Annotated in this window: 21 protein-coding genes; 18 read left to right on the top strand and 3 right to left on the bottom strand. The window is 43.2% G+C overall.

Annotation, left to right across the window (positions count from 1 at the left end; translation table 11 throughout):
- The first annotated feature begins 34 nt into the window (after window positions 1–34).
- Together der and F955_RS00645 are read left to right on the top strand one after the other, a co-directional pair.
- A complete protein-coding gene (der, locus tag F955_RS00650; RefSeq protein WP_004889995.1) occupies window positions 35–1,447 on the top strand; it encodes a ribosome biogenesis GTPase Der in 1,413 nt (470 codons plus the stop codon).
- A gap of 107 nt (window positions 1,448–1,554) precedes the next feature.
- Complete coding sequence (locus F955_RS00645; protein ID WP_004889991.1) at window positions 1,555–2,202, top strand: 4'-phosphopantetheinyl transferase family protein; 648 nt, start codon at window positions 1,555–1,557, stop codon at window positions 2,200–2,202.
- Between the two features lie 17 nt (window positions 2,203–2,219).
- On the opposite strand, the gene F955_RS00640 is transcribed toward F955_RS00645, so the two are convergent.
- Entirely contained in the window at window positions 2,220–2,993 is a 774-nt protein-coding gene (locus F955_RS00640) for an SDR family oxidoreductase (RefSeq protein WP_004889988.1), read from the bottom strand.
- Window positions 2,994–3,083: 90 nt separating this feature from the next.
- On the opposite strand from F955_RS00640, the gene mazG reads away from it, so the two are divergent.
- The 12 genes from mazG (at window position 3,084) to F955_RS00580 (ending at window position 15,501) form a co-directional block, all read left to right on the top strand.
- Window positions 3,084–3,899 (top strand): nucleoside triphosphate pyrophosphohydrolase, encoded by an 816-nt coding sequence (gene mazG / locus F955_RS00635; protein ID WP_004889985.1) that lies wholly within the window; start codon window positions 3,084–3,086, stop codon window positions 3,897–3,899.
- Window positions 3,856–4,281, top strand: coding sequence for a ComEA family DNA-binding protein (locus F955_RS00630; RefSeq protein ID WP_004889984.1), 426 nt, complete (start codon window positions 3,856–3,858; stop codon window positions 4,279–4,281). The genes mazG and F955_RS00630 overlap by 44 nt, the downstream gene beginning before the upstream one ends.
- Before the next feature lie 136 nt (window positions 4,282–4,417).
- Window positions 4,418–5,884: a polynucleotide adenylyltransferase PcnB gene (pcnB, locus tag F955_RS00625; RefSeq protein WP_004889977.1), complete on the top strand. Its 1,467-nt coding sequence runs from the start codon at window positions 4,418–4,420 to the stop codon at window positions 5,882–5,884.
- Window positions 5,881–6,366 (top strand): 2-amino-4-hydroxy-6-hydroxymethyldihydropteridine diphosphokinase, encoded by a 486-nt coding sequence (gene folK, locus F955_RS00620; RefSeq protein ID WP_004889973.1) that lies wholly within the window; start codon window positions 5,881–5,883, stop codon window positions 6,364–6,366. The genes pcnB and folK overlap by 4 nt, the downstream gene beginning before the upstream one ends.
- A 52-nt stretch (window positions 6,367–6,418) precedes the next feature.
- Complete coding sequence (gene panB / locus F955_RS00615; RefSeq protein WP_004813084.1) at window positions 6,419–7,228, top strand: 3-methyl-2-oxobutanoate hydroxymethyltransferase; 810 nt, start codon at window positions 6,419–6,421, stop codon at window positions 7,226–7,228.
- A gap of 1 nt (window position 7,229) precedes the next feature.
- Entirely contained in the window at window positions 7,230–8,081 is an 852-nt protein-coding gene (gene panC, locus F955_RS00610) for a pantoate--beta-alanine ligase (protein ID WP_004813083.1), read from the top strand.
- Window positions 8,082–8,095: 14 nt separating this feature from the next.
- Window positions 8,096–8,947 (top strand): RNase adapter RapZ, encoded by an 852-nt coding sequence (rapZ, locus tag F955_RS00605; RefSeq protein ID WP_004813082.1) that lies wholly within the window; start codon window positions 8,096–8,098, stop codon window positions 8,945–8,947.
- Entirely contained in the window at window positions 8,944–9,213 is a 270-nt protein-coding gene (locus tag F955_RS00600) for an HPr family phosphocarrier protein (RefSeq protein ID WP_008303424.1), read from the top strand. The genes rapZ and F955_RS00600 overlap by 4 nt, the downstream gene beginning before the upstream one ends.
- A gap of 2 nt (window positions 9,214–9,215) precedes the next feature.
- A complete protein-coding gene (gene yjgA / locus F955_RS00595) occupies window positions 9,216–9,749 on the top strand; it encodes a ribosome biogenesis factor YjgA (protein WP_004813080.1) in 534 nt (177 codons plus the stop codon).
- 694 nt (window positions 9,750–10,443) lie between these two features.
- Window positions 10,444–11,721, top strand: coding sequence for a sensor histidine kinase (locus F955_RS00590; RefSeq protein WP_004813078.1), 1,278 nt, complete (start codon window positions 10,444–10,446; stop codon window positions 11,719–11,721).
- Window positions 11,722–11,799: 78 nt separating this feature from the next.
- Window positions 11,800–14,550, top strand: coding sequence for a bifunctional [glutamate--ammonia ligase]-adenylyl-L-tyrosine phosphorylase/[glutamate--ammonia-ligase] adenylyltransferase (glnE, locus tag F955_RS00585; RefSeq protein WP_004889963.1), 2,751 nt, complete (start codon window positions 11,800–11,802; stop codon window positions 14,548–14,550).
- Between the two features lie 24 nt (window positions 14,551–14,574).
- Window positions 14,575–15,501 (top strand): branched-chain amino acid transaminase, encoded by a 927-nt coding sequence (locus F955_RS00580; RefSeq protein ID WP_004813074.1) that lies wholly within the window; start codon window positions 14,575–14,577, stop codon window positions 15,499–15,501.
- A gap of 57 nt (window positions 15,502–15,558) precedes the next feature.
- Here F955_RS00580 and F955_RS00575 read toward each other — a convergent pair whose 3' ends face one another.
- On the bottom strand, window positions 15,559–16,581 hold the full coding sequence (locus F955_RS00575; protein ID WP_004813072.1) for an NAD-dependent epimerase: 1,023 nt from the start codon (window positions 16,579–16,581) through the stop codon (window positions 15,559–15,561).
- The gene (locus F955_RS00570) at window positions 16,578–17,747 is read right to left on the bottom strand and encodes a nucleotide sugar dehydrogenase (protein ID WP_004813070.1); all 1,170 of its coding nucleotides are present in this window, start codon (window positions 17,745–17,747) and stop codon (window positions 16,578–16,580) included. The genes F955_RS00575 and F955_RS00570 overlap by 4 nt, the downstream gene beginning before the upstream one ends.
- A gap of 183 nt (window positions 17,748–17,930) precedes the next feature.
- Between F955_RS00570 and F955_RS00565 the strand changes: the two genes are divergently transcribed.
- The 4 genes from F955_RS00565 to F955_RS00550 are packed head-to-tail and all read left to right on the top strand — an operon-like array spanning window position 17,931 to window position 21,288.
- The gene (locus tag F955_RS00565; RefSeq protein WP_051005988.1) at window positions 17,931–18,704 is read left to right on the top strand and encodes a hypothetical protein; all 774 of its coding nucleotides are present in this window, start codon (window positions 17,931–17,933) and stop codon (window positions 18,702–18,704) included.
- Window positions 18,705–18,758: 54 nt separating this feature from the next.
- Window positions 18,759–19,733 (top strand): stealth family protein, encoded by a 975-nt coding sequence (locus F955_RS00560; RefSeq protein ID WP_004813066.1) that lies wholly within the window; start codon window positions 18,759–18,761, stop codon window positions 19,731–19,733.
- Between the two features lie 9 nt (window positions 19,734–19,742).
- Window positions 19,743–20,507 carry a glycosyltransferase family 25 protein gene (locus tag F955_RS00555; protein ID WP_004813064.1) on the top strand — a complete coding sequence of 255 codons (765 nt, stop codon included), beginning with the start codon at window positions 19,743–19,745 and terminating at the stop codon, window positions 20,505–20,507.
- Between the two features lie 10 nt (window positions 20,508–20,517).
- Window positions 20,518–21,288: a glycosyltransferase family 25 protein gene (locus F955_RS00550; RefSeq protein ID WP_004813061.1), complete on the top strand. Its 771-nt coding sequence runs from the start codon at window positions 20,518–20,520 to the stop codon at window positions 21,286–21,288.
- The last annotated feature ends 20 nt before the right edge of the window (window positions 21,289–21,308 follow it).

Raw genomic sequence — 21,308 nt, 5'->3', positions numbered from 1 at the left:
TTTAGACAGCCTGATATTGAATAAAGGTTAATCTATGAAACCCGTAATTGCGCTCATTGGTCGTCCGAACGTCGGAAAATCAACTCTGTTCAACCAGATAACCAAGAGCCGTGACGCATTGGTGGCAGACTTTGCAGGTCTGACACGCGACCGTAAGTATGGTGATGCTGTCTATCAAAATAAATCCTTCATTGTCGTTGATACTGGCGGTATCGGTGAGAACGAAGGTGGGATCGACTCTTACATGGCAGAGCAGTCTAAAACTGCAATCCATGAAGCAGATATGATTATCTTTGTGGTCGATGCACGTGCCGGATTGTTGGCATCTGATGAACAGATTGCCCGTGAGCTGCGTACTTTGGGTAAAAAAGTCTTCCTCGTTGCGAACAAGGTAGATGGAGTACACGCAGAAGCTGCTTTAGTTGAGTTCTATAAACTTGGCATGGGCGAGCCGATGCAAGTGGCGGCGAGTCATGGTCGTGGTGTACAGCAGATGCTTGAAGAAGTACTTGCAGATGTGCCTGAAGATGAGTCTGAAGCTGAACACGATAAAAATACCGGTTTGCGTCTCGCGATTATTGGTCGTCCGAACGTTGGTAAATCAACCTTGGTCAACCGTTTACTGGGTGAAGAGCGTGTGGTTGCATTTGACCAGCCTGGTACAACACGTGACTCGATTTACATTCCATTTGAACGTGATGGCCGTAAATACACTTTGATCGATACCGCAGGTGTACGTCGTAAAGGTAAAGTCGATGAGATGATTGAGAAATTCTCAATCGTGAAAACTTTGCAGGCGATGAAAGATGCGCATGTGGTTGTCGTAGTTGTTGATGCACGTGAAGGAATTGTAGAGCAGGACTTGCACTTGATCGGTTATGCGATTGAAGCAGGTCGTGCCATGGTGATTGCGATCAATAAATGGGACAACATGTCTGAATATGATCGTAAGCAGTGCAAGCTGGATGTGGAACGTCGTTTTGACTTCATTCCATGGGCGAAGATTCACTTGATCTCTGCATTACATGGTACCGGTGTCGGTGAGCTTTATCCTTCGATCCACCGTGCCTATGATTCTTCACACCTGAAAGTCTCTCCTGCAAAAATCACCCAGATTCTGCAAGATGCGACTGAAGCTCACCAGCCGCCAACTGTTCAAGGCCGTCGTATCAAAATGCGTTATGCGCACATTGGCGGTCAGAATCCACCGACCATTGTCATTCATGGTAACAAGGTCGATAAAACTCCTGCGGATTACCGTCGTTACCTGGAAAATGTGTTCCGCAAAGTTTATAAACTTGAAGGTACACCAGTAAGAATTGAATTTAAAACTTCTGAAAACCCGTTCGAAGGTCGTAAGTCGCAAATTGATGAACGTACTGCAGCACGTAAGCGTCGTTATGTTCAGAAATTCAAGAAAGCTGAGAAGAAATTCAAACGCGGTTAATCTGTATTTGAATAAAGTAAAAAGCCTGCAATAGCAGGCTTTTTTGTGCTTTCACCATAGAGGTCTGAACTGTTTTATAATTCACTTGAGCAATAAAGGATCCTGTAATGCGTCAGATTCGAATTGATTTACATAAACTGCCGGTTCAAGCCACATCTGATGGGCTAACGCGTAAAGCGTATCTCCAGCAACGCAAACAACACATCGTTCAATTGCGAAATCAGTATTTATCCAGTGCTTTGAATTTCTCAATTTGCGATCATGATCTTGCACGTGCAGAGTATGGCAAACCCTATCTCAAAGACCACTCAAATATTGCCTTTAACCATAGCCATAGCCAGAATTTTTATGCACTTGCCATGAGCCAAACAGTCAAAGAAATTGGGGTGGATGTTGAAGAATTAAGCCGTAAAGTTCGTTTTGATGCATTGGCACAGCATGCCTTTCACCCTGAAGAATACGCGATCTGGCAACAGCTAGACTGTGATCCTGAATACTGGTTTAAGGTCTGGACCACCAAAGAAGCAGTATTAAAAGCACATGGTATGGGTATTCGTATGAACTTAAGTGAGCTCAATACTAAAGTACATCCACAGCAGCAGGGTGGCCTGTGTCAGCATGCGCAGCTTGGGGTCTTTGCATTTCACAACTATGTATTTGGTGATTGTGTGCTCAGCGTGGCATGGCAGGCTGAGCAGTCCTGTCGTGGCTTTAGTTTTCCACAGATTCAGATTTACCAGTATCCGGTAGCATAAACAGGGGGATATAAGAATCAGGGTTTTCGGGCAATTAGCAAATTACTCATGCGGTTCACAAACTGCGGACTGAAACGTGACAAATGGTATAAGAACTGGCTTTTAAAGCCGACTGGCTGATGGGTAGGAACCAGTAAATTGTCCTTGCGCTGTACCAGTTTTAAAATATCCTGAGCGACATCTTCTGCACTCAAATGTACGCCCATTTTCTTGATGCTTTCTGCCTGCATATCCTGAACCATTGCAGTGCGCACAAAAAGTGGCATCACATCCATGACCCGGATGCCATGCTTGTGCCATTCAATATCCAGGCTTTCTGTCAGGCCTCGTACGGCAAATTTACTGGTCGCATAAGAAGCGAGATCAGCCTGACCATAGATCGCGGAAGCAGAGGAAAGGTTAATGACCCGGGCAAAAGCAGCACGCTCCAGAAAGGGAAAGGCCGCATGACAGCCATTGATCACACCCTTGATATTAATATCGACCGTATGATGGTGTGCTTCAATGGGGGTCTTTTCAAAATTTCCTGAATAGAGAATGCCGGCATTATTCACCAGAATATTGATCTTGCCTGCCCAGGCTTCAAAATCTTCTAAGGCGGTTTGCCAGGATGCATAACTGGCGACATCCAGATAACCTGCATGCGCATTCGGGCCTAACTGTTCAGCCAGTTGTTCGGCAAGGCTAATATTCAGATCGTAAATACCGACCTTGTAATCCTCGTGGCAAAATAGGCTGGCAACAGCAGCACCGATTCCTTGTGCTGCACCGCTAATAAAGATACTGTGCATTGAGCTCACCTCCATGTTGATTGTTTTTAGAGCATAGCAAACATTGAGCAAAAGATATTTTCTTGTCCGATAAAATAAAGAGGTTTTAAGGTGGAACAATTACTGAGCATCATGCGAGAACTACGTGAAAAATGTCCGTGGGATCAACAGCAGACACCTGAATCATTAACGCGTTATGCGATTGAAGAGGCGTATGAAGTTGAAGCGGCTGTTCGTTCCGGTAAGGCTGAAGATGTACGTGATGAGCTGGGTGACCTGTTATTACAAGTGGTTTTTCAGTCGCAGATGTACAGTGAGCAAGGTGCTTTTAATTTCCAGGATGTAGTACAGGCGATTAGCGATAAATTAATCCGCCGTCATCCGCATGTATTTCAGGCTGAACAGTTTTCCAAACTCAGCCCTGAAGATGTGGCTGTATTGTGGAAAAAGATTAAGGCACAAGAAAAACAGGATAAGCCCCGTTCCCGTCTGGATGACGTGAAACATGCACCGTCACTCGTACAGGCAGATGAAATCCAGAAAAATGTGGCAAAAATTGGTTTTGATTTTCCTGATGTGGATGGTGCATTCGGTAAGCTTGAAGAAGAGTTAGGTGAATTTAAAGAGGCAATGGTAGGACAGAAATCCGACGAAATTCTGGAAGAATTTGGTGATTGCTTATTCTCTCTGGTTAATGTTGGTCGTAAACTTGGAATTTCGAGTGAGATGGCACTATTAGGTACCATCCATAAATTCCGTACTCGATTTGCCTTGATGGAACATCAGGCAGTACAACAGAATCTGAATATAGAAGACCTGTCACTGACTGAACTGGATCAGTTGTGGGAACAGGCGAAACAAGAATTAAAACAACGGGCCATGCATGAAAATCATAAAACTTCAGCCAATCAGCAGAGAACTGATTAGTATTATCCTCACAATTTTATCTGTACTGTGCAGTTCGTTTGCAGCTGCTGCTCAAAATGAAAGTTACGCCGACTGGAAGGCTAAACAGCAACAATATGATGCACGGCTGAAACAACAGCAGAATCAGCCATCCCAAAATCATAGCAATCACTATCTGGCGAAGCCGGAGCTTGCAGCTGTTTCCAGTGCAGACAGGATCCGGCTGAATTCCGCTACGGTCGAGCAGTTGCAGCAGCTGCATGGCATTGGTCAGAAGAAAGCAGAAGCAATTATTGAATATCGCAACACGCATGGCAAGTTTAAACGTGTTAAGGATATTCAGCTGGTCAAGGGGATTGGTCCCGCACTATTTGCTAAAAATCAAGCTCGACTGGCGCTGTAAATCATCTAAATTTAAAGTGAATCCTCTATCATTGCTGGATACAGGATTGACATAATCAAATTGCCCTTTAGCCGTGTAAGCGATATGATTAGCGTCATCTTAGAATTTTACGTTCAGACGTAGGAGACAGCGTCTTTTGCAAACTTTGCGCGCGTCAAAATGTGGTTTATCAACCGCTCAATTACCTTCTTATATCCTCGATGTGATTGATGCCTTAAATAAGGCCGGCTATGAAGCTTATATTGTTGGTGGTGGTGTACGAGATCTGATGCTGGGCTTGAATCCCAAGGATTTCGATGCTGTCACTAACGCAACTCCCGCTCAGGTCAAAGAAGTATTCGGGCGACGTTGTCGTATTATCGGGCGTCGTTTTGAGCTGGCTCATGTCTATTCTGGTCGCGAACTGGTAGAAGTCGCGACTTTCCGGGCACCGCCGAAAAAGGCCGTCACTTCGGCGCAGGGCATGATTCTGCGTGACAATAACTGGGGAACTATCGAGCAGGACTTTGCTCGCCGTGATTTCTCGATTAATGCAATGTATTACCAGCCACGTAAAGGTATTGTGCTGGATTTCTGCAATGCAGTAGATGATATTAAACATAAAACACTGCGCCTGCTGGGTGATCCAATACTCCGCTTTGAAGAAGATCCAGTCCGTATGCTGCGTACGTTGCGTTTTGCAGCAAAATTAAATTTCAATATTGATGAAGCGATTCTGGATATCTTTACACCAGAAATGACCCAGTTACTTCGTGATGTATCTCCGCATCGTCTTTATGATGAGTCACAGAAGCTGTTCACCATGGGGCATCTCAACCGCGTCTTGCCAATGCTGATTGATTTCGGGATCTGGCGTCAGCTGTTTGCAGAGATCAAGCCCGAAATCACACCGTTTATTGAACGTGCTGCGACCAATACCGATCAGCGTATTTCGATTGGCAAGACGATTAATCCCGCGTTCTTCTATGCTGTATTGTTATGGAAGCCATTCCTGGAACGTTGTGATTTCTACTTGAGTAAAGGCATTATTCCAGCTGAAGCACGTGCTCAAGCAGGCCTGGATGTGCTGAAGCGTCAAGCAACCCGTACCATCATTCCACGTTTTGCGGAAACCTTTATCCGTGAAGTCTGGGAAATGCAGACCCGGCTGTTGAATCCAAAACCGCAGCAGATTGAAGCGCTGTCTGGTCATGCGCGTTTTCGTGCCGGCTTTGACTTCCTGTTACTCCGCGAAAAATCAGGTGATGAAACGGCACAGGGCATGGGGAGCTGGTGGGATGCTTATCAGCAAATGGGCGGTGACGAAAAAGAACGTGCCATTGCACAGTATAACCGTCAGCGTGCCAAGAGCCGTCGTAAAGCGACTCAGGAAGAGCATCTGGAACAGCGTCTTGCTGTTCAGGAAACTACTGAGATTGAGCCATTAGTCAATGAGCCGGAACCACGTAACCGTCGTACCCGCAAACCTAAGCCAGCAGCAGAGAAACCAGTTTCTCATGCAGCAGCGAGTGCAAGCGGTGAGATTGGTCCGGATCATCCAATTATGAAACGTAAGCGTGTACAGCGTGATTTAAGCCAAGTTGTTTTTGGACCGACACAATGACCATTACTTATATTGGCTTAGGCAGTAATCTTGGTGATTCGCGCCAGATTATGGCTGAGGCGGTACAGAAACTGGCAAGCTTGGGAACAGTGAAAATATCCCATTTGTATCAAAGTCCACCGATGGGTCCACAGGATCAGCCAAATTATCATAATGCTGTGGTGCAGTTGATTACCGATCTGGCACCACTCGATTTACTGGATCGTCTACAGGCATTGGAACAGGAAGCGGGTCGGGTACGTTTACGCCACTGGGGTGAACGTACCCTGGATCTGGACCTGCTTATTTACGGTGATGAACGTATTCAGAATGAGCGTTTGACTGTGCCGCATGTCGGTGTAATGGAACGTGATTTTGTATTATTGCCGTTGTTGGATCTTGATACTGAATTACAGCTGAATGGACAATCATTAAAAGACCTGGACATCGTAAAACAATCGACTTTGACGGTCCTTGATCGCACGAATTGGGCAAATATTTAATTTTTAGTTATTGGTATGTTCGCGAGAACTTCAATAAGAGAGGAACACCTTCATGATCAGTCTGAGCGACTTAAGACGATTCAAGGCGGACGGCCGTAAATTCTCCTGCCTGACCTGCTATGATGCCAGCATGGCCAAAGCCATGGAAATTGCCGAAGTAGATACGATTCTGATCGGGGATTCCCTGGGTATGACCATTCAGGGACATGATTCTACTTTGCCAGTCACTGTAGCAGATATGGCATATCACACCGCTGCAGTGCGCCGTGCGAATCAGCATGCCTTTATCCTGACTGATCTGCCATTTATGAGTTATGCAACATTGAATGATGCCTTGCAAAGTGCCCGTACCGTGATGCAGGCGGGTGCTCAGATGGTCAAGCTGGAAGGTGGAGCATGGCTGGCTGAAACCGTACAGGTCATGACGCGTAACGGTATTCCAGTTTGTGTACACCTAGGTTTGACACCACAATCAGTGAATGTATTTGGTGGTTATAAATTACAGGCACGTAACCGTGCAGCGGCAGATCAGCTGCTTGCTGACTGTAAGGCTGTGGTTGAAGCTGGTGCTGCCTTGTTATTGCTTGAATGTGTGCCTGCACAACTTGGCAAAGAAGTGGCTGAGTTATTCCCGGAGATTCCAGTGATTGGTATTGGTGCGGGTGTAGATACGGATGGTCAGGTGCTTGTAGTGCAAGACATGCTGGGCCTGAACTTTGGTCATACGGCTAAATTTGTACGTAACTTTATGAAAGAACAATCAGGTGCCAATGCAATCCTGGATGCATTCAAGGCCTATCATGCTGCTGTACTAGACAGCTCATTCCCTGCACCTGAACATACATTCCAGGTTGAGTTATAACATGAAAACAGAAACTACCATCCAGGGTTTAGCGGCCTCATTAAATCCGGCTCGTTCAGCACGTAAAATTATTGGCTTCGTACCCACCATGGGGAATCTGCATCAAGGTCACTTAAATCTGGTACGTGAAGCCCGCAAGTTATGTGATGTAGTCGTGGTCAGCATCTTCGTGAATCCGATTCAGTTTGGGCCAAACGAAGATTTTAATAATTATCCACGTACCTTGGAACAGGATCAGCAGTTATTGGCTGAAGTAGGCTGTGACATCGTCTTTGCTCCAAGTGTGGAACAGATGTATGGCAACAAGCCGCGTCTAACCAATATCAGTGTTTCGGATATCACTAACGACCTGTGTGGTTTACAGCGTCCGGGGCATTTCGATGGCGTAGCAGTTGTCGTGACAAAATTGTTTAACATGGTTCAGCCAAACTATGCTTTCTTTGGTGAAAAAGATTATCAGCAACTGGCAGTGATTCGCCAGTTTGTGCAAGACCTGAATATTCCACTGGAAGTGATTGGGGTGCCGATAGCGCGCGCTGAAGATGGTTTGGCACTGAGTTCACGGAACGGTTATCTGACCGAGCAAGAACGCCAGACTGCACCATTGATCTACCGCAGCTTAAAAGCAGCGGAACAGCAGTTGTATGAAGGTGTGGTATTGGATGCGGTGTTGACCGGTATTCGCCAGACCCTCACTGATGCTGGTTTTGTGGTAGATTATATTGAGGCACGTACGCCAGAATTGCAAAAGATTGATGAATTTAGTCAGGATCTTGTGTTATTCATTGCGGCGAAATTAGGTAAAACACGTTTGATCGACAATCTGCAGGTAAAATATTCTGCACGTCATTAATAGGGTAGCAGTGCATGAAGCGCATCTTAATTGTGACAGGCCAATCTGGTTCAGGTAAGTCATCTGCCTTGCAGGTACTGGAAGACCTGGGTTATTACTGTATCGATAACCTGCCGCTGGCACTGCTTCCTGAAATTGTCGCGAAACTGGATCAGGAAAATAACCTGGAACAGTTGGCATTAGGAGTGGATGTTCGTAGCACCCGGGCGGATCTGCAAGAATTTGATCATGTGTTTGAACAGCTGCAACAACATGGCACAGTCGATGTTATTTATCTAACTACGCAGGATCAGGAGCTGATTGCACGTTTTAGTGCTTCACGCCGTCCGCATCCGCTGGCTGCACGTTTTAAAAGTCTGAATGAATGCATTCAGGAAGAAAAATTACTTTTGCTTCCGATCCAGTTGCGCTCGACGGTACATATCGATACTTCTGACAAAAGTGTGCATGACCTGAAGCATACCTTACTGCATAAGCTCGGTCAGACCGATAACCTAATTCTGATTTTACAGTCCTTTGGTTATAAGCATGGTATTCCATTGGATGCCGATTATGTCTTTGATGTGCGTCATCTGCCTAACCCGCACTGGGATCTGGAACTACGTAAATTTTCCGGACTGGATCAGCCTGTACAGACTTTCCTGGAAAAGAGTGAGCAGGTAGAAGACATGTTCCAGGACATTTACGACTTTCTGGAAAAATGGCTACCGGCTTTTGCTGAAGGGCACCGTCACTACATCACAGTTTCTGTGGGTTGTACCGGTGGTCAGCATCGTTCTGTTTATATTGTGGATAGACTAAAAAAAGCGCTTGAGGCAAAATGGTCTGTTCAAGTCCTCCACCGAGAAATGAAGCACTGGTCATGATTGATACGACGGTTGACGTAATTAACAAATTGGGTTTACATGCGCGGGCATCGGGTAAGCTCATTGAAGTCACCACCAAATTTCGTTCCAATATTCAGATTGGAAAGGGTGACAAGCTCGTCGATGCAAAAAATATCATGTCCTTGCTCATGCTAGGAGCGGGCAAAGGCACAACATTACGCTTGGTACTTGAAGGAGCAGATGAAGAAAAAGCTTTATCTGAAATTCAGGCACTGTTTGCGGCAAAATTTTATGAGGCAGATTAATCGTGGCACGTCGACCGAGCAGTTTAACTGAAGAAGATTTCGAATCTTTAGAGGGACGCGCAAGTAAAACCGAACAGAAAAAAGCAGTCCAGCGTATGGCTGCTTTAGGCGCACAGTTGGCAGAACTGAGTGCGAAACAAATCAAGAACCTTCCTGTTGAAGAGCGTTTGATTGAAGCCTTGCTAGATGTTCAGCAAATTAGTTCACATGAAGCACGTCGTCGCCAATTCTCACGTATTGGCAAATTACTACGTAACGAAAATGAAACCGTGATTCTGTCCTACCTGACCCCTAAACAGGGTTTGAAAAAGACAGCGCAATTACAGCGTTGGGTTGACCGTATTGTCAAAGATGGTGATCCGGCGATTAACGAATTTACCAAAACCTATAATGCAACAGAACGTCATACCTTACGTCAGCATTATTTGCGTGTACATCGTGATCTAAAAAATCAGGCACCTGAAGAAGAGGTTACAGCATCAAAGCTAAAACTGTTCAACTATGTACAGCAAGTAGCATTGATTTCAGATAATTGATTTCGTGTCGATAGAGAAGGCGATCCTAGAAGGTCGCTTTTTTTTATATCCGTATTTTACCAAACAGAAAGTTATATAAGATTCATGAACTGGAATTATGAGCTCAAGCATAATTTTTAAAGAAACAATTTATAAGAATTGTAGTGGCTGCTTACAATTAACAGTAAGGAAATCTCAGTCATTAACAAAAAAATTGGTACTTTATGCCAGTTTTATTGTGCTTAATTAACAAAAATTAGACATATCAAAGAATTAACTAAATTACATGGTTAGTTAGAAGATTAATCATTTGAGCATTATGAAGCAAAAAATAGGATATTTACTCGTAAAAGATTGGTTGGTGAAGAAATTCTTAACAATATTAATCTAAATAATTTATTTTGGTGCTATTATTTTAAATTAAATTAATTATCTATAGGCTTGGCACTAGTATTTAGTTTAGGTGCATGTTACAAGTGGTGGTGAAAAAATAGACATTTCAGTGACATTATCAGGGTTGTTTATAGGTTTACAAATAACGGTTAATGTCAAATTTGTTTTACATTTTTTAAAGAAAAAATGAACGTATACGTAGTTAAATGTAATGAAATCAATTAATCTAGATGTTAGGAAATGTTGTTGAGACTGTTTAGATTCTTTGTTATTGATTGTATAAAATTGGTCGAATAAATAAACATAACCATGAGAGGCAGAGATGAAGCTTAACCTTCTGGAGATAGGTCAAAATACTGAACAGCTAAGCTCATGCCGCCTGTCTCTTATTTTGGGCGTAAATACTTCCAATAACCTAATTAATACATTTGCTCGAGTCGCACGTCGGCTACTTAAGACTGAAAAATGTTTACTGGGTTTTCATAAAGAACCTTATATCTGGTATTCCACTGCTTCAGAATTTTGGGGGTTTGAAACGCCGCCCGAATTAAATCTGCTCAATTATCTTAAAAATGATGACTGTCTGGATCATACGCATCCTGCCTATACAGAAATGTCAGAATATATTCGTAGTCTTGGTGTAGAGCATAAGCGCCTGATCTCCTTTAATCTGAAAGCCAGTGATACCCACTCAATTGGTCATGTGGTATTTTTTGATCAGAAAGAAGAGGGCTTTGATCAGGAAGATATTCGTCTGGTGCAGGAGTTTGCCGATGGGCTGGTCGGACGGATTCGCTTGCATGAAGACTATAATGAACTGAAGGAAATGTACGAGCAGCAATGCGCCATGAACTTCAGTAAGACGAAATTCTTCCAGATTATTGCTCATGACCTGCGTGCACCCTTTCATGGTTTACTTGGATTCTCGGAAGTATTGGCTGAAGAACGTCATACACTGGATGATTCAAGTGTTCAGAATATTGCCGATTATCTCTGTGAAAATGCCAAGTCAACTTATAACTTGCTGGAAAGCCTGCTGACTTGGGCGATGGCTGAAGGTGGACGTTTTGTTTACCATCCGATCAACTTTGAGCTAAAACAGTCCAGCAAAATTGTTTGCGATGTACTCAAAAGCTTAGCATTGAATAAAAAAATCGACCTGATTGACCGCATTCCTGAAGGAGTGAAGGTCAATGCTGATATCAACATGATTACTTCAGTGCTGCAAAACCTGGTCTCCAATGCACTGAAATTCACCCCAACCGATCAGCAGGGTCAGGTCATTTTGACTGCTGAAGCTGAAGACGAGCTGGTCAGAATCAGCGTGCAGGATACCGGTCTGGGCATGACTGAAGAACAGATGCAAAATCTGTTTAAGCCAAATCTGACAGTAAGTGTGAAAGGCACAGATAATGAAAAAGGCGCGGGTCTTGGTCTGGTACTGTGTAAGCGATTTGTCGATCTGAATCATGGTCAAATTTATGTGGACTCTAAAGAAGGTCAGGGTACGACCTTTAGTGTATTGTTGCCAAAAGCCACCAATGAACATCAGGCACTGGCACTTGCTGAACCGGCAGGTGCATTAAAAGAAAAAAATTAATTTCCGTCCAAGGCATTCACAGCGCTGCCAGTCACCTGTTATAACTAGAAAAAATCTTGCAGGTGACAAGGACTGGAAATGAACGACGTACAATTGCAGAAAACTTTAAGGGCAAGCCAATATGCCGAGCAGGTATTGTCCAGACACGCTGCCTTGCTGCAGCAGGACTATGCAGTTGACCATTTTCAGCATGCTTTAAGTACTGAACAAATCAAGCAATCTGTCACAGATACTCTTAGCAATATTAGTGATGAAGACAAATGGATGAGTACGTTACGTACTCTGCGTGCTCGCCTGATGTTTCGCTGGATCTGGCAGGATGCCAATCAACTTACTAATGTCATTACTCTTACTCGTGAACTTTCTGATTTTGCCGATGCCGCCATTTGTGCCGCCAAAGATTTTGCCCGTATTCCCTTGGTTGCAAAGTATGGCCAGCCGATTGGCTACAATGGAAAGGTGCAAGACTTAATTGTAATTGCTATGGGTAAGCTCGGTGCTCAGGAACTCAATCTTTCTAGCGATATTGATCTGATTTTTGCTTTTGACGAGCAAGGGGAAAGCGATGGGCGAAAATGTATTGATGTGCAGCAGTTTTGCATTCTGTGGGGACAAAAGCTGATCTACCTGTTAGATCATATTACCTCAGATGGTTTTGTTTTCCGTGTCGATATGCGCCTGCGTCCTTGGGGGGATGGTTCACCATTAGCAATTAGCCATGTCGCGCTGGAAAAATATCTCAGCCAGCATGGTCGTGAATGGGAACGTTATGCCTGGATCAAGGCGCGGATTGTCAATCCAACGCCTGAAGGTGATGAGTTACTAGAGATGACACGTCCATTCGTGTTCCGTCGCTATGTGGACTACAGTGCTTTCGCTGCTATGCGTGAAATGAAAGCGATGATCCAGCGTGAAGTGCAGCGCCGCAATATTGAAGATGATATCAAGCTTGGTGCTGGCGGGATTCGTGAAGTTGAATTCATTGTTCAGGTGTATCAGCTGATTTATGGTGGTGCCAAGCTGGAATTACAGGATCGCCAATGTCTGGTCAGTCTCAAGCACTTGGTTACGGCTGAATTACTAGATGAACAAGCAGTAGAAGATCTTGAGGATGCTTATTTATTCCTGCGCCGGGTTGAACATGCGATTCAGGCGCTGAATGATCAGCAAACTCAGTCATTACCAACCGAAGATGACCCTCGCCAGCGCATTGCTGATACTTTGGGTTTTGCTGACTGGGCAGCATTTATGGATGTGTTGGATCAGAAGCGCGCCAAAGTGATTTACCAGTTTGAACATCTGATTAAAGAGAATGGTCCAGAAACTCAACTCTCAAGTTTTACCCAACTGGAACAGCAGTTAAATGCAGTACTAGATGTAAATGCCCGAAATCTGGTGCATGAGTTCTGGAACAGTAATACCTTAAAAAAATTGCCGGCCAAAGCCTTACAGCGTTTAAAAACATTTTGGCCTTATCTGATTGAAGCAATTTTGCAATCTGATCAGCCGCAGACGGCTTTAGTGCGTCTGATGCCATTGGTTGAATCAGTCATGCGCCGCACTGTGTACTTGGTCATGCTGATTGAAAGCAAAGGTGCACTTCAGCGTCTGGTCAAGATGGCAACTGTCAGCCCATGGATTTGTGAGGAATTAACCCATTATCCGGTGTTACTGGATGAATTCCTGTCTATGGATTTTGAGCTGCCAAAGCGTAAAGATCTTGAAGATTCTCTACGTCAGCAGTTGCTGCGTATTGAGCTTGATCAGGTGGAAGACCAGATGCGGGTATTGCGTCTGTTTAAAAAATCCAATGTGCTGGCTGTTGCTGCCAGTGATGTGTTGGCAGAAAGTCCTTTAATGAAAGTATCAGATGCTTTGACTGATATTGCTGAAGTGTCTGTAAATGCTGCCTTGCATTTAGCCTATCAAATTGTGGCCAAAAAGCATGGTTTCCCACTTGATGCCGAAGGGCAACGCTGTTCAGTCGATCATACTGCTTTTGCCGTGATTGGCTATGGCAAGGTGGGCGGGATTGAACTCGGTTATGGTTCTGACCTGGATTTGGTATTTATTCATTTTATGAATGAACAGGCAGATACTGACGGACTGAAACCAATTAGTGGCTTTGAATTTGCCATGCGTGTGGCGCAAAAGCTGATGTCACTGATGACTACACAAACCTTGGATGGGCGGGTTTATGAAGTTGATACCCGCTTACGTCCTTCAGGGGAAGCAGGTTTATTGGTTACCAGTCTGAAAGCTTTTGAACAGTATCAGTTTAAGAGCGCCTGGCTCTGGGAACATCAAGCCTTGGTACGTGCCCGTCCAATCGCAGGGGAAATGAGTTTACGTAAAAAATTCGAGATATTGCGCTGTGATATCTTGACCCAAAAACGGGATATCGGTCATGTGCGTGAAGAAGTATTAAAAATGCGTCAGAAAATGAAAGATCATCTGGGTTCTTCAAAAGAGCAAAAAAAAGATGGAATTTTTCATTTAAAACAAGATGCAGGTGGTATCGTTGATATCGAATTTATGGCACAGTATGCGGTGTTAGCTTGGAGTGGGACGAATAAAGATCTCGCCCATTACTCCGACAATGTACGAATCCTTGAGGATGCCGCAAAATCAGGTTGCTTATCCAGCGACGATGCGACTGCTCTGATTCAAGCTTATCTCCGTGAACGCGCCGAGAGCCACCGCTTAGCCCTTGCAAATCAATCCATGCAAGTGTCTGCAAGCGACTGGCACGATACCCGAAAGACCGTTTGCAAGTTATGGCAAAGACTGATTGATCCAAGTGCAGTATTTGCACTGGATAGTGAATAATTGTGAAAAATTGGAGTTTGTGGCATGAATTTGGCTGATCGTGATGGTTTCATTTGGCAAGACGGACAACTGGTAGATTGGCGTGAGGCAAAAACTCACGTATTAACACATACCTTGCACTACAGCATGGGGGTGTTTGAAGGTGTCCGTGCTTATGAAACCCCGAATGGAACGGCTATTTTCCGTCTGAAAGAACACACTAAACGTTTACTTAATTCTGCAAAAATTTATCAAATGAAAGTTCCATTTGATCAGGCAGCGTTAGAACAAGCTCAAATTGATGTCGTTCGTGAAAACAAATTAGCGTCTTGCTATTTACGTCCAATTATCTTTATTGGTTCTGAAAAACTGGGCATTGCCGCAACTGACAATACCATTCATGCAGTGGTTGCTGCGTGGAGCTGGGGTGCTTACCTAGGTGATGAAGCAATGGCGAAGGGTATTCGCGTAAAAACTTCTTCATTTACGCACCATCACCCTAACGTGACCATGTGTAAAGCCAAAGCATCAGGTAACTACACATTATCTATCCTTGCACATCAAGAAGTAGCACATTCTGGTTATGACGAAGCAATGCTTCTAGATCCACAAGGTTATGTATGTCAAGGTTCAGGCGAAAACGTATTCCTGGTACGTGATGGCGTGATTCATACACCGGATATCGCAGGTGGTGCGCTTGATGGTATTACCCGTCAAACGATTATTACCATTGCCAAAGATCTTGGTTATGAAGTGGTTGAACGCCGTATTACCCGTGATGAATTCTATATTGCTGATGAAGCATTCTTCACCGGTACTGCTGCTGAAGTAACGCCTATCCGTGAATACGATGACCGTCAAATCGGTGAAGGCAAACGTGGTCCGATCACTGAGCAAATCCAGACTGCATTCTTCAATGCGGTTCAGGGTAAAGACCCTAAATATGCGCACTGGTTAACTTACGTAAAATAAGTTCAACAGATAAAAAAGGACTCAAATGAGTCCTTTTTTTATGGCTAGAAGAATCTATTAAACCTGATAGAAATCGCGATACCAGTCAACAAACTGTTTTACGCCATCTTCAACAGAAACAGAAGGTTTATAACCTACACTTTGTTCTAGTGCTGAGCTATCAGCGAAAGTATCTGGTACATCACCGGGTTGTAGTGGCAGTAAGTCCAGAATGGCTTCTTTGCCGACTGCTTTTTCAATGGCATGGATATATTCAATCAGTTTGACTGGCGAATTATTGCCGATGTTAAAGATCCGGAACGGGGCATTGCTGGTGGATGGATCAGGATTGTTGCTATCCCAGTCTGGATTTGGTGCAGCAATCTGGTCACTGGAACGGATCACGCCTTCAGCAATATCTGCAACAAAGGTGAAATCACGGGTATGATTGCCGTGGTTAAAAACCGGAATAGATTTGCCTTCAATAATGTTCTTGGTGAACTTAAAGAGAGCCATATCCGGACGCCCCCAAGGACCATAGACAGTAAAGAAGCGCAAGCCTGTGGTTGGCAGTTTGAAGAGGTGGCTATAGCTATGTGCCATCAATTCATTGGCACGCTTTGTTGCTGCATAGAACTGGATCGGATGGTCGACACCATGCTTTTCACTAAAAGGCATGGTAGTGTTGGCACCATACACGCTACTGGTACTGGCATAAGTCAGATGTGGTGTTTTGGCATAGCGACAGGCTTCAATGATATTGGTAAAACCGACAATATTGCTTTCCACATAACTCATCGGATTTTCAAGCGAATAACGTACGCCTGCCTGTGCAGCAAGATGAATCACGCGATCAAATTGATGTTCCTGAAAACACTTGTCAACTGCGGCTTTATCTGCAAGGTTGGCATGATAAAAGTCGAACTGCCCCGACTGCTGTTCCGCTGTTTGAGTTAGCAGATCTACACGTGCCTGTTTTAAAGCTGGATCGTAGTAGTCATTCATGTTGTCAAAACCGACCACATCATCACCACGTTCTAAAAGCTTTTTGGAAACATGGAATCCAATAAAACCTGCTGCACCTGTTACCAGAATTTTCATTCATCGCCTCCAAAAATATCACGGGTATACACTTTATCTTCAACGTCACTCAAATCTTTGGATTGACGATTGGTGATAATCACATCTGCCCGCTGTTTAAAGGCTTCTAAATCAGTAATCACTTCAGATTTAAAGAACTCGCTTTCTTTTAATGCCGGTTCATAAACAATGACTTCAACCCCCTTGGCTTTAAGGCGTTTCATTACCCCCTGAATGGCAGAGGCACGGAAATTATCTGAGCCACTTTTCATAACCAGTCGATAAATCCCGACCACCGACGGATTCCTTGCCAAAATAGAATCGGCAATAAAGTCTTTACGGGTACGGTTAGAATCCACAATAGCTTGAATCAGATTGCTAGGTACCTGACTATAGTTCGCCAATAGCTGTTTGGTATCTTTTGGCAGGCAGTAACCTCCATAACCAAAGGAAGGGTTGTTATAGTGATTGCCAATTCGTTGGTCCAGACAGACACCTTCAATAATTTGCTGAGTATCTAAACCGAACGTTTGTGCATAGGTATCCAGTTCATTGAAGAAAGCTACGCGCATAGCCAGATAGGTATTGGCAAATAACTTGATTGCTTCTGCTTCGGTTGAGTCAGTGAACAGAACAGGACTGTCTTTTTTGATTGCACCTTCAATCAGCATATCTGCGAATTGTTGAGCACGCGCTGACTTCTCTCCAACAATAATACGTGATGGATAAAGGTTGTCATGTAAAGCTTTACCTTCACGCAAGAATTCTGGAGAGAAAATAATATTTTCTGTATGAAATTTCTCTTTAACTGTTTTGGTGAAGCCTACCGGAACTGTAGATTTAATAATCATGACCGCTTGAGGGTTAATCTCGGTCACATCACGAATAACGCTTTCGACGCTTTGGGTATTAAAATAATTGGTTTTGGTATCATAATCCGTCGGTGTCGCAATAATGACAAAATCAGCATTCTGATAAGCTTCATATTTGTCAGTTGTTGCACGGAAGTTTAGTGGCTTTTCACTTAAAAAAGTTGAAATGTCAGGATCCTGAATCGGAGAAATCTTCTGATTTAACATTTCAACTTTATTGTCAATAATATCTAATGCCACGACTTCATGATGTTGTGAGAAGATCATGGCATTGGAAAGGCCGACGTAACCGGTGCCTGCAACTGCTATTTTCATATCAACCTGATTATGTATTTTTAATAGGGGAGCCAGAGCCCAAGCCAATAGTGGTGTTCTCAAGGCGGTTTCATATCATACCATAAAGTATTTTGAGTATTATGAAGGTGTTGAAAAGCGGGGGAGTAACTTTGCTTTAGAGATGGTATGATATGGCGCAGAATGCTGGTGGAAGATGAATACATGCAGGAAAACGTAAACGACTCACTGTCAGGTCAGGCTCATACACAGTCTGAACAGAATATTGTGCTATGCATGAAGTGGGGCACCAAATATGGGGCAGAGTACGTCAATCGTTTATACAACATGGTCAAGCGTCATACTACGGTTGACTTTAAAATGGTGTGTCTGACAGACCGTACCGAGGGCATTGATCCTGCTGTTGAATGTTTTCCTATTCCGCCATTGGCCTTGCCAGCAGGTAGTCCTGAACGTGGCTGGAATAAGTTATCGACCTTTGAACCTAATTTATATGGTTTAAAAGGAAATGCACTTTTTCTCGATTTAGATGTTGTGATTGTCGATAATATTGACAGTTTCTTTACCCATCCGGGTGATTTTTTGATTATTCATGACTGGAAACGTCCATGGCGTATTACCGGAAATAGCTCGGTTTATCGTTTCAAGCTGGGAGCTTTTCCTGGTTTGATGCCATATTTCCGTGAACATTTTGATGAAATCCGTCAGAAGTTTCGTAATGAGCAGGCTTATTTATCCTGGTATGTTGATCAGGAAAAGAAACTGAGTTACTGGCCGGATTCCTGGTGCAAGAGCTATAAATATCACTGTCTGCAAAAAATTCCAATGGCTTATTTCAAGCCGCCTGTGAAGCCGGAAGGTGTCAAAATTATTATTTTCCATGGTGAAATCAATCCACCTGACGCAATTAACGGCGGCGGTGGTAAATGGTACCGTTATGTTCTGCCATCGCAATGGATCAAGGATGCGTGGCAATAATTATTAAGTGTAGTAATTAAGCAATCCGGTACCTATTTTAAAGTGATGAAGTAAATGCAGCAGCAAATTGATATTGTAATTGCCTGGGTGGATGGCAATGATCTGGAATTAAAAAAGAAACGGCATAAATATCTGACTGGTGAAGATGCATCCGATGCAGTCAGTGATACCCGCTTCGCCAGTAATAATGAAATCTACTACAACATTGCTTCAATCCTGAAATATGTACCTTTTTGCCGCAATATTTTTGTAGTGACCGATAACCAGCGCCCAGAATTTATTGATGAATTTGCTGCACAAGGCCTGTGTACTGCCGATAAAATTCGTGTAGTGGATCATCGGGAAATTTTTAGAGGTTATGAGCAGCATTTGCCCACTTTTAATACCCGATCCATTGAAAGTATGCTCTGGAACATTGAAGGATTATCAGACTATTTTATTTATTTGAATGATGACTTTTTCTTTAATTCAACTGCACAGCCAGAAGATTTTCTAAACGGTAATCATTTGGTGATCTATGGCCACTGGCAAAGCAGTTTTGCGCTGAAGACAAAGTTAAAATATCGCCAATTTTTGCAGCGTCAATTTGGCAAGCCGATTCAGCCGAAGCACATGATTGCACAAATGTTAGGGGCAGATATCCTGGGTTTCAAAAAGTTTTTCGAGATCCATCATTATCCACATATTGTTGATCGTCATGTTTTGAAAGATTATTTATTGGCACATCCGAAGTTGCTGGAAACCCAGATTAAATACAAGTTCCGCAGTGTAGAGCAGCTTAATCCCATTTCACTGATGAATCATATCAAGATTCAAAAGCAGCAAGCTGAGCTGAAGCCGGATATTAAACTGGCTTATCTGAAAAATGAAGATAGCCTCGACAGTTTTATTTCAGCTTTAGATAATCCTGCAATAAAATATGGTTGTATCCAGAGTCTGGATCAATTAAAGCCAGTAGATGCAAAGCAGATCAGTAATGCCATGCAGAAAAAACTGGCTGGTTATTTGCCAAATTCAATTTCAGCTTAGAGGTTCATGATGAAAGTAATTACTTATCTGATTAATCTGGATGGTAGTCATGAACGGCTTGAACGGGCGACTCAGCAACTAGATGCAGTAAATTGGTCCTTTGAACGTTTCTCCGCAGTCGATGGCCGTGGCAAGGCTTTAACTGAATTTACCAACTATGATGATCAAGGTGCGCAACAGATTCTTGGACGTAGCCTGATGAACTCGGAATTGGGGTGTTATCTGAGTCATTATGCTTGCGCAGAGAAGTTTCTGAATACTGATGCAGATTATCTGGTTATACTTGAAGATGATATGAAAATTAATCCAGACTTTAAAACAAAGCTGGATGGTGTGTTGGAATATCTGGATCAGCATAAAGATTTAGATTGGTACTTAATCAATATTGCAGCCAAAAAGAAAAAGCTGGCGAAAGATATTATCCAGATTGAAGATATGAGCATGTGGCATGCTTTTTATTTTCCAATTCGCGGATTAGGTTTGATCTGGTCACGCCAAGGTGCTCAAGCATTTTTAGAAGCTGGTAAGCATATAAATATGCCTGTCGATATTTTCTTCCAGACCTGGCTGAGTAAAAATGGAAAGGGATTAGGTGTGTGGCCAGCCTTGGTTCGACCTGCAGGTTTAGACAGTGATATTTTAGGGACAGTCGCTTCTCAGGGCGTATCACGTAAACAAAAAGAAAATCGTGGCTTGTCCCATGGTTTGAAGAAGCAGAAGCGCATGTGGCGTGACCGCTATTATGCACTTAAACACTTAATGGCTTCAAAGTAAGTAAATCTGTATGAAAAACATTGTAATTAGCCTAAAAACAGCAACTGCACGTCGTGAACACATTCAAAAAGAATTTGGCAAACAGAATATCGGTTTTGAATTCTTTGATGCATTGACACCAGATTTAGCTAAACCACTGGCTGAAAAAATGGCACTGCAGGTGCACGAAGATTTTCTGACTTCTGGCGAGTTAGCTTGTTTTATGAGTCATGTATCGATCTGGCAAAAAATGGTAGATGAGCAGATTCCGCATTTGGCAGTTTTTGAAGATGATGTATATTTGGGAGAAAATGCTGACTATTTTCTGAGTCAGGATGACTGGATTCAAAATGACTGGGATATTATTAAAATAGAAGCTTTTGCCGATAAGGTATTTTTAAGTGGGCCTAAGATAAATATCGCAAATGGATCGCGTCAGATTGTTCAGTTAACGGGAAAAAATTTAGGGACAGCGGGCTATATTTTAAGTCTGAAAGGTGCACAAAAATACTTGGATTATGTGCGAAAGATTCAGTTAATTCCTTTAGATCAAGTTATGTTTGATGAATTTATTCAAGCTAAAATTTATCCTGTCTATCAAATGACACCAGCTCTTTGTATTCAAGAAATGATGCTTTTTCCTGAGAAGAAGACAGTTCTCTCAAGTGATTTGCTTGCTGAACGTAAAGCGCGTATGCGTAAGCAGAAGAAAAAGGGGTGGGCAAAAATTCAGTTGGAAATTATGCGTGTACTTAAGCAAGTGAAATATGCTTTAGTTGGTCAACGAGTAGACTTTAAATAAAGTTAAGCCAACAGAAAAGA

The sequence above is a fragment of the Acinetobacter schindleri CIP 107287 genome (assembly GCF_000368625.1).
Taxonomy (GTDB): domain Bacteria; phylum Pseudomonadota; class Gammaproteobacteria; order Pseudomonadales; family Moraxellaceae; genus Acinetobacter; species Acinetobacter schindleri.
Note: the sequence above shows the minus strand (reverse complement) of the source record. Positions and strands in the feature narration are given on the sequence as shown.

Bases quoted from the DNA above. Each gene is read 5' to 3' on its own strand.
- panC (WP_004813083.1), top strand. From the start codon at position 7,230: ATGAAAACAGAAACTACCATCCAGGGTTTAGCGGCCTCATTAAATCCG.
- F955_RS00560 (WP_004813066.1), top strand. From the start codon at position 18,759: ATGCAGCAGCAAATTGATATTGTAATTGCCTGGGTGGATGGCAATGAT.
- F955_RS00580 (WP_004813074.1), top strand. From the start codon at position 14,575: ATGAATTTGGCTGATCGTGATGGTTTCATTTGGCAAGACGGACAACTG.
- F955_RS00565 (WP_051005988.1), top strand. From the start codon at position 17,931: ATGCAGGAAAACGTAAACGACTCACTGTCAGGTCAGGCTCATACACAG.
- der (WP_004889995.1), top strand. From the start codon at position 35: ATGAAACCCGTAATTGCGCTCATTGGTCGTCCGAACGTCGGAAAATCA.
- panB (WP_004813084.1), top strand. From the start codon at position 6,419: ATGATCAGTCTGAGCGACTTAAGACGATTCAAGGCGGACGGCCGTAAA.
- F955_RS00640 (WP_004889988.1), bottom strand. From the start codon at position 2,993: ATGCACAGTATCTTTATTAGCGGTGCAGCACAAGGAATCGGTGCTGCT.
- folK (WP_004889973.1), top strand. From the start codon at position 5,881: ATGACCATTACTTATATTGGCTTAGGCAGTAATCTTGGTGATTCGCGC.
- F955_RS00590 (WP_004813078.1), top strand. From the start codon at position 10,444: ATGAAGCTTAACCTTCTGGAGATAGGTCAAAATACTGAACAGCTAAGC.
- glnE (WP_004889963.1), top strand. From the start codon at position 11,800: ATGAACGACGTACAATTGCAGAAAACTTTAAGGGCAAGCCAATATGCC.
- F955_RS00645 (WP_004889991.1), top strand. From the start codon at position 1,555: ATGCGTCAGATTCGAATTGATTTACATAAACTGCCGGTTCAAGCCACA.
- F955_RS00570 (WP_004813070.1), bottom strand. From the start codon at position 17,747: ATGAAAATAGCAGTTGCAGGCACCGGTTACGTCGGCCTTTCCAATGCC.
- F955_RS00575 (WP_004813072.1), bottom strand. From the start codon at position 16,581: ATGAAAATTCTGGTAACAGGTGCAGCAGGTTTTATTGGATTCCATGTT.
- F955_RS00630 (WP_004889984.1), top strand. From the start codon at position 3,856: ATGAAAATCATAAAACTTCAGCCAATCAGCAGAGAACTGATTAGTATT.
- F955_RS00550 (WP_004813061.1), top strand. From the start codon at position 20,518: ATGAAAAACATTGTAATTAGCCTAAAAACAGCAACTGCACGTCGTGAA.
- rapZ (WP_004813082.1), top strand. From the start codon at position 8,096: ATGAAGCGCATCTTAATTGTGACAGGCCAATCTGGTTCAGGTAAGTCA.
- F955_RS00555 (WP_004813064.1), top strand. From the start codon at position 19,743: ATGAAAGTAATTACTTATCTGATTAATCTGGATGGTAGTCATGAACGG.
- F955_RS00600 (WP_008303424.1), top strand. From the start codon at position 8,944: ATGATTGATACGACGGTTGACGTAATTAACAAATTGGGTTTACATGCG.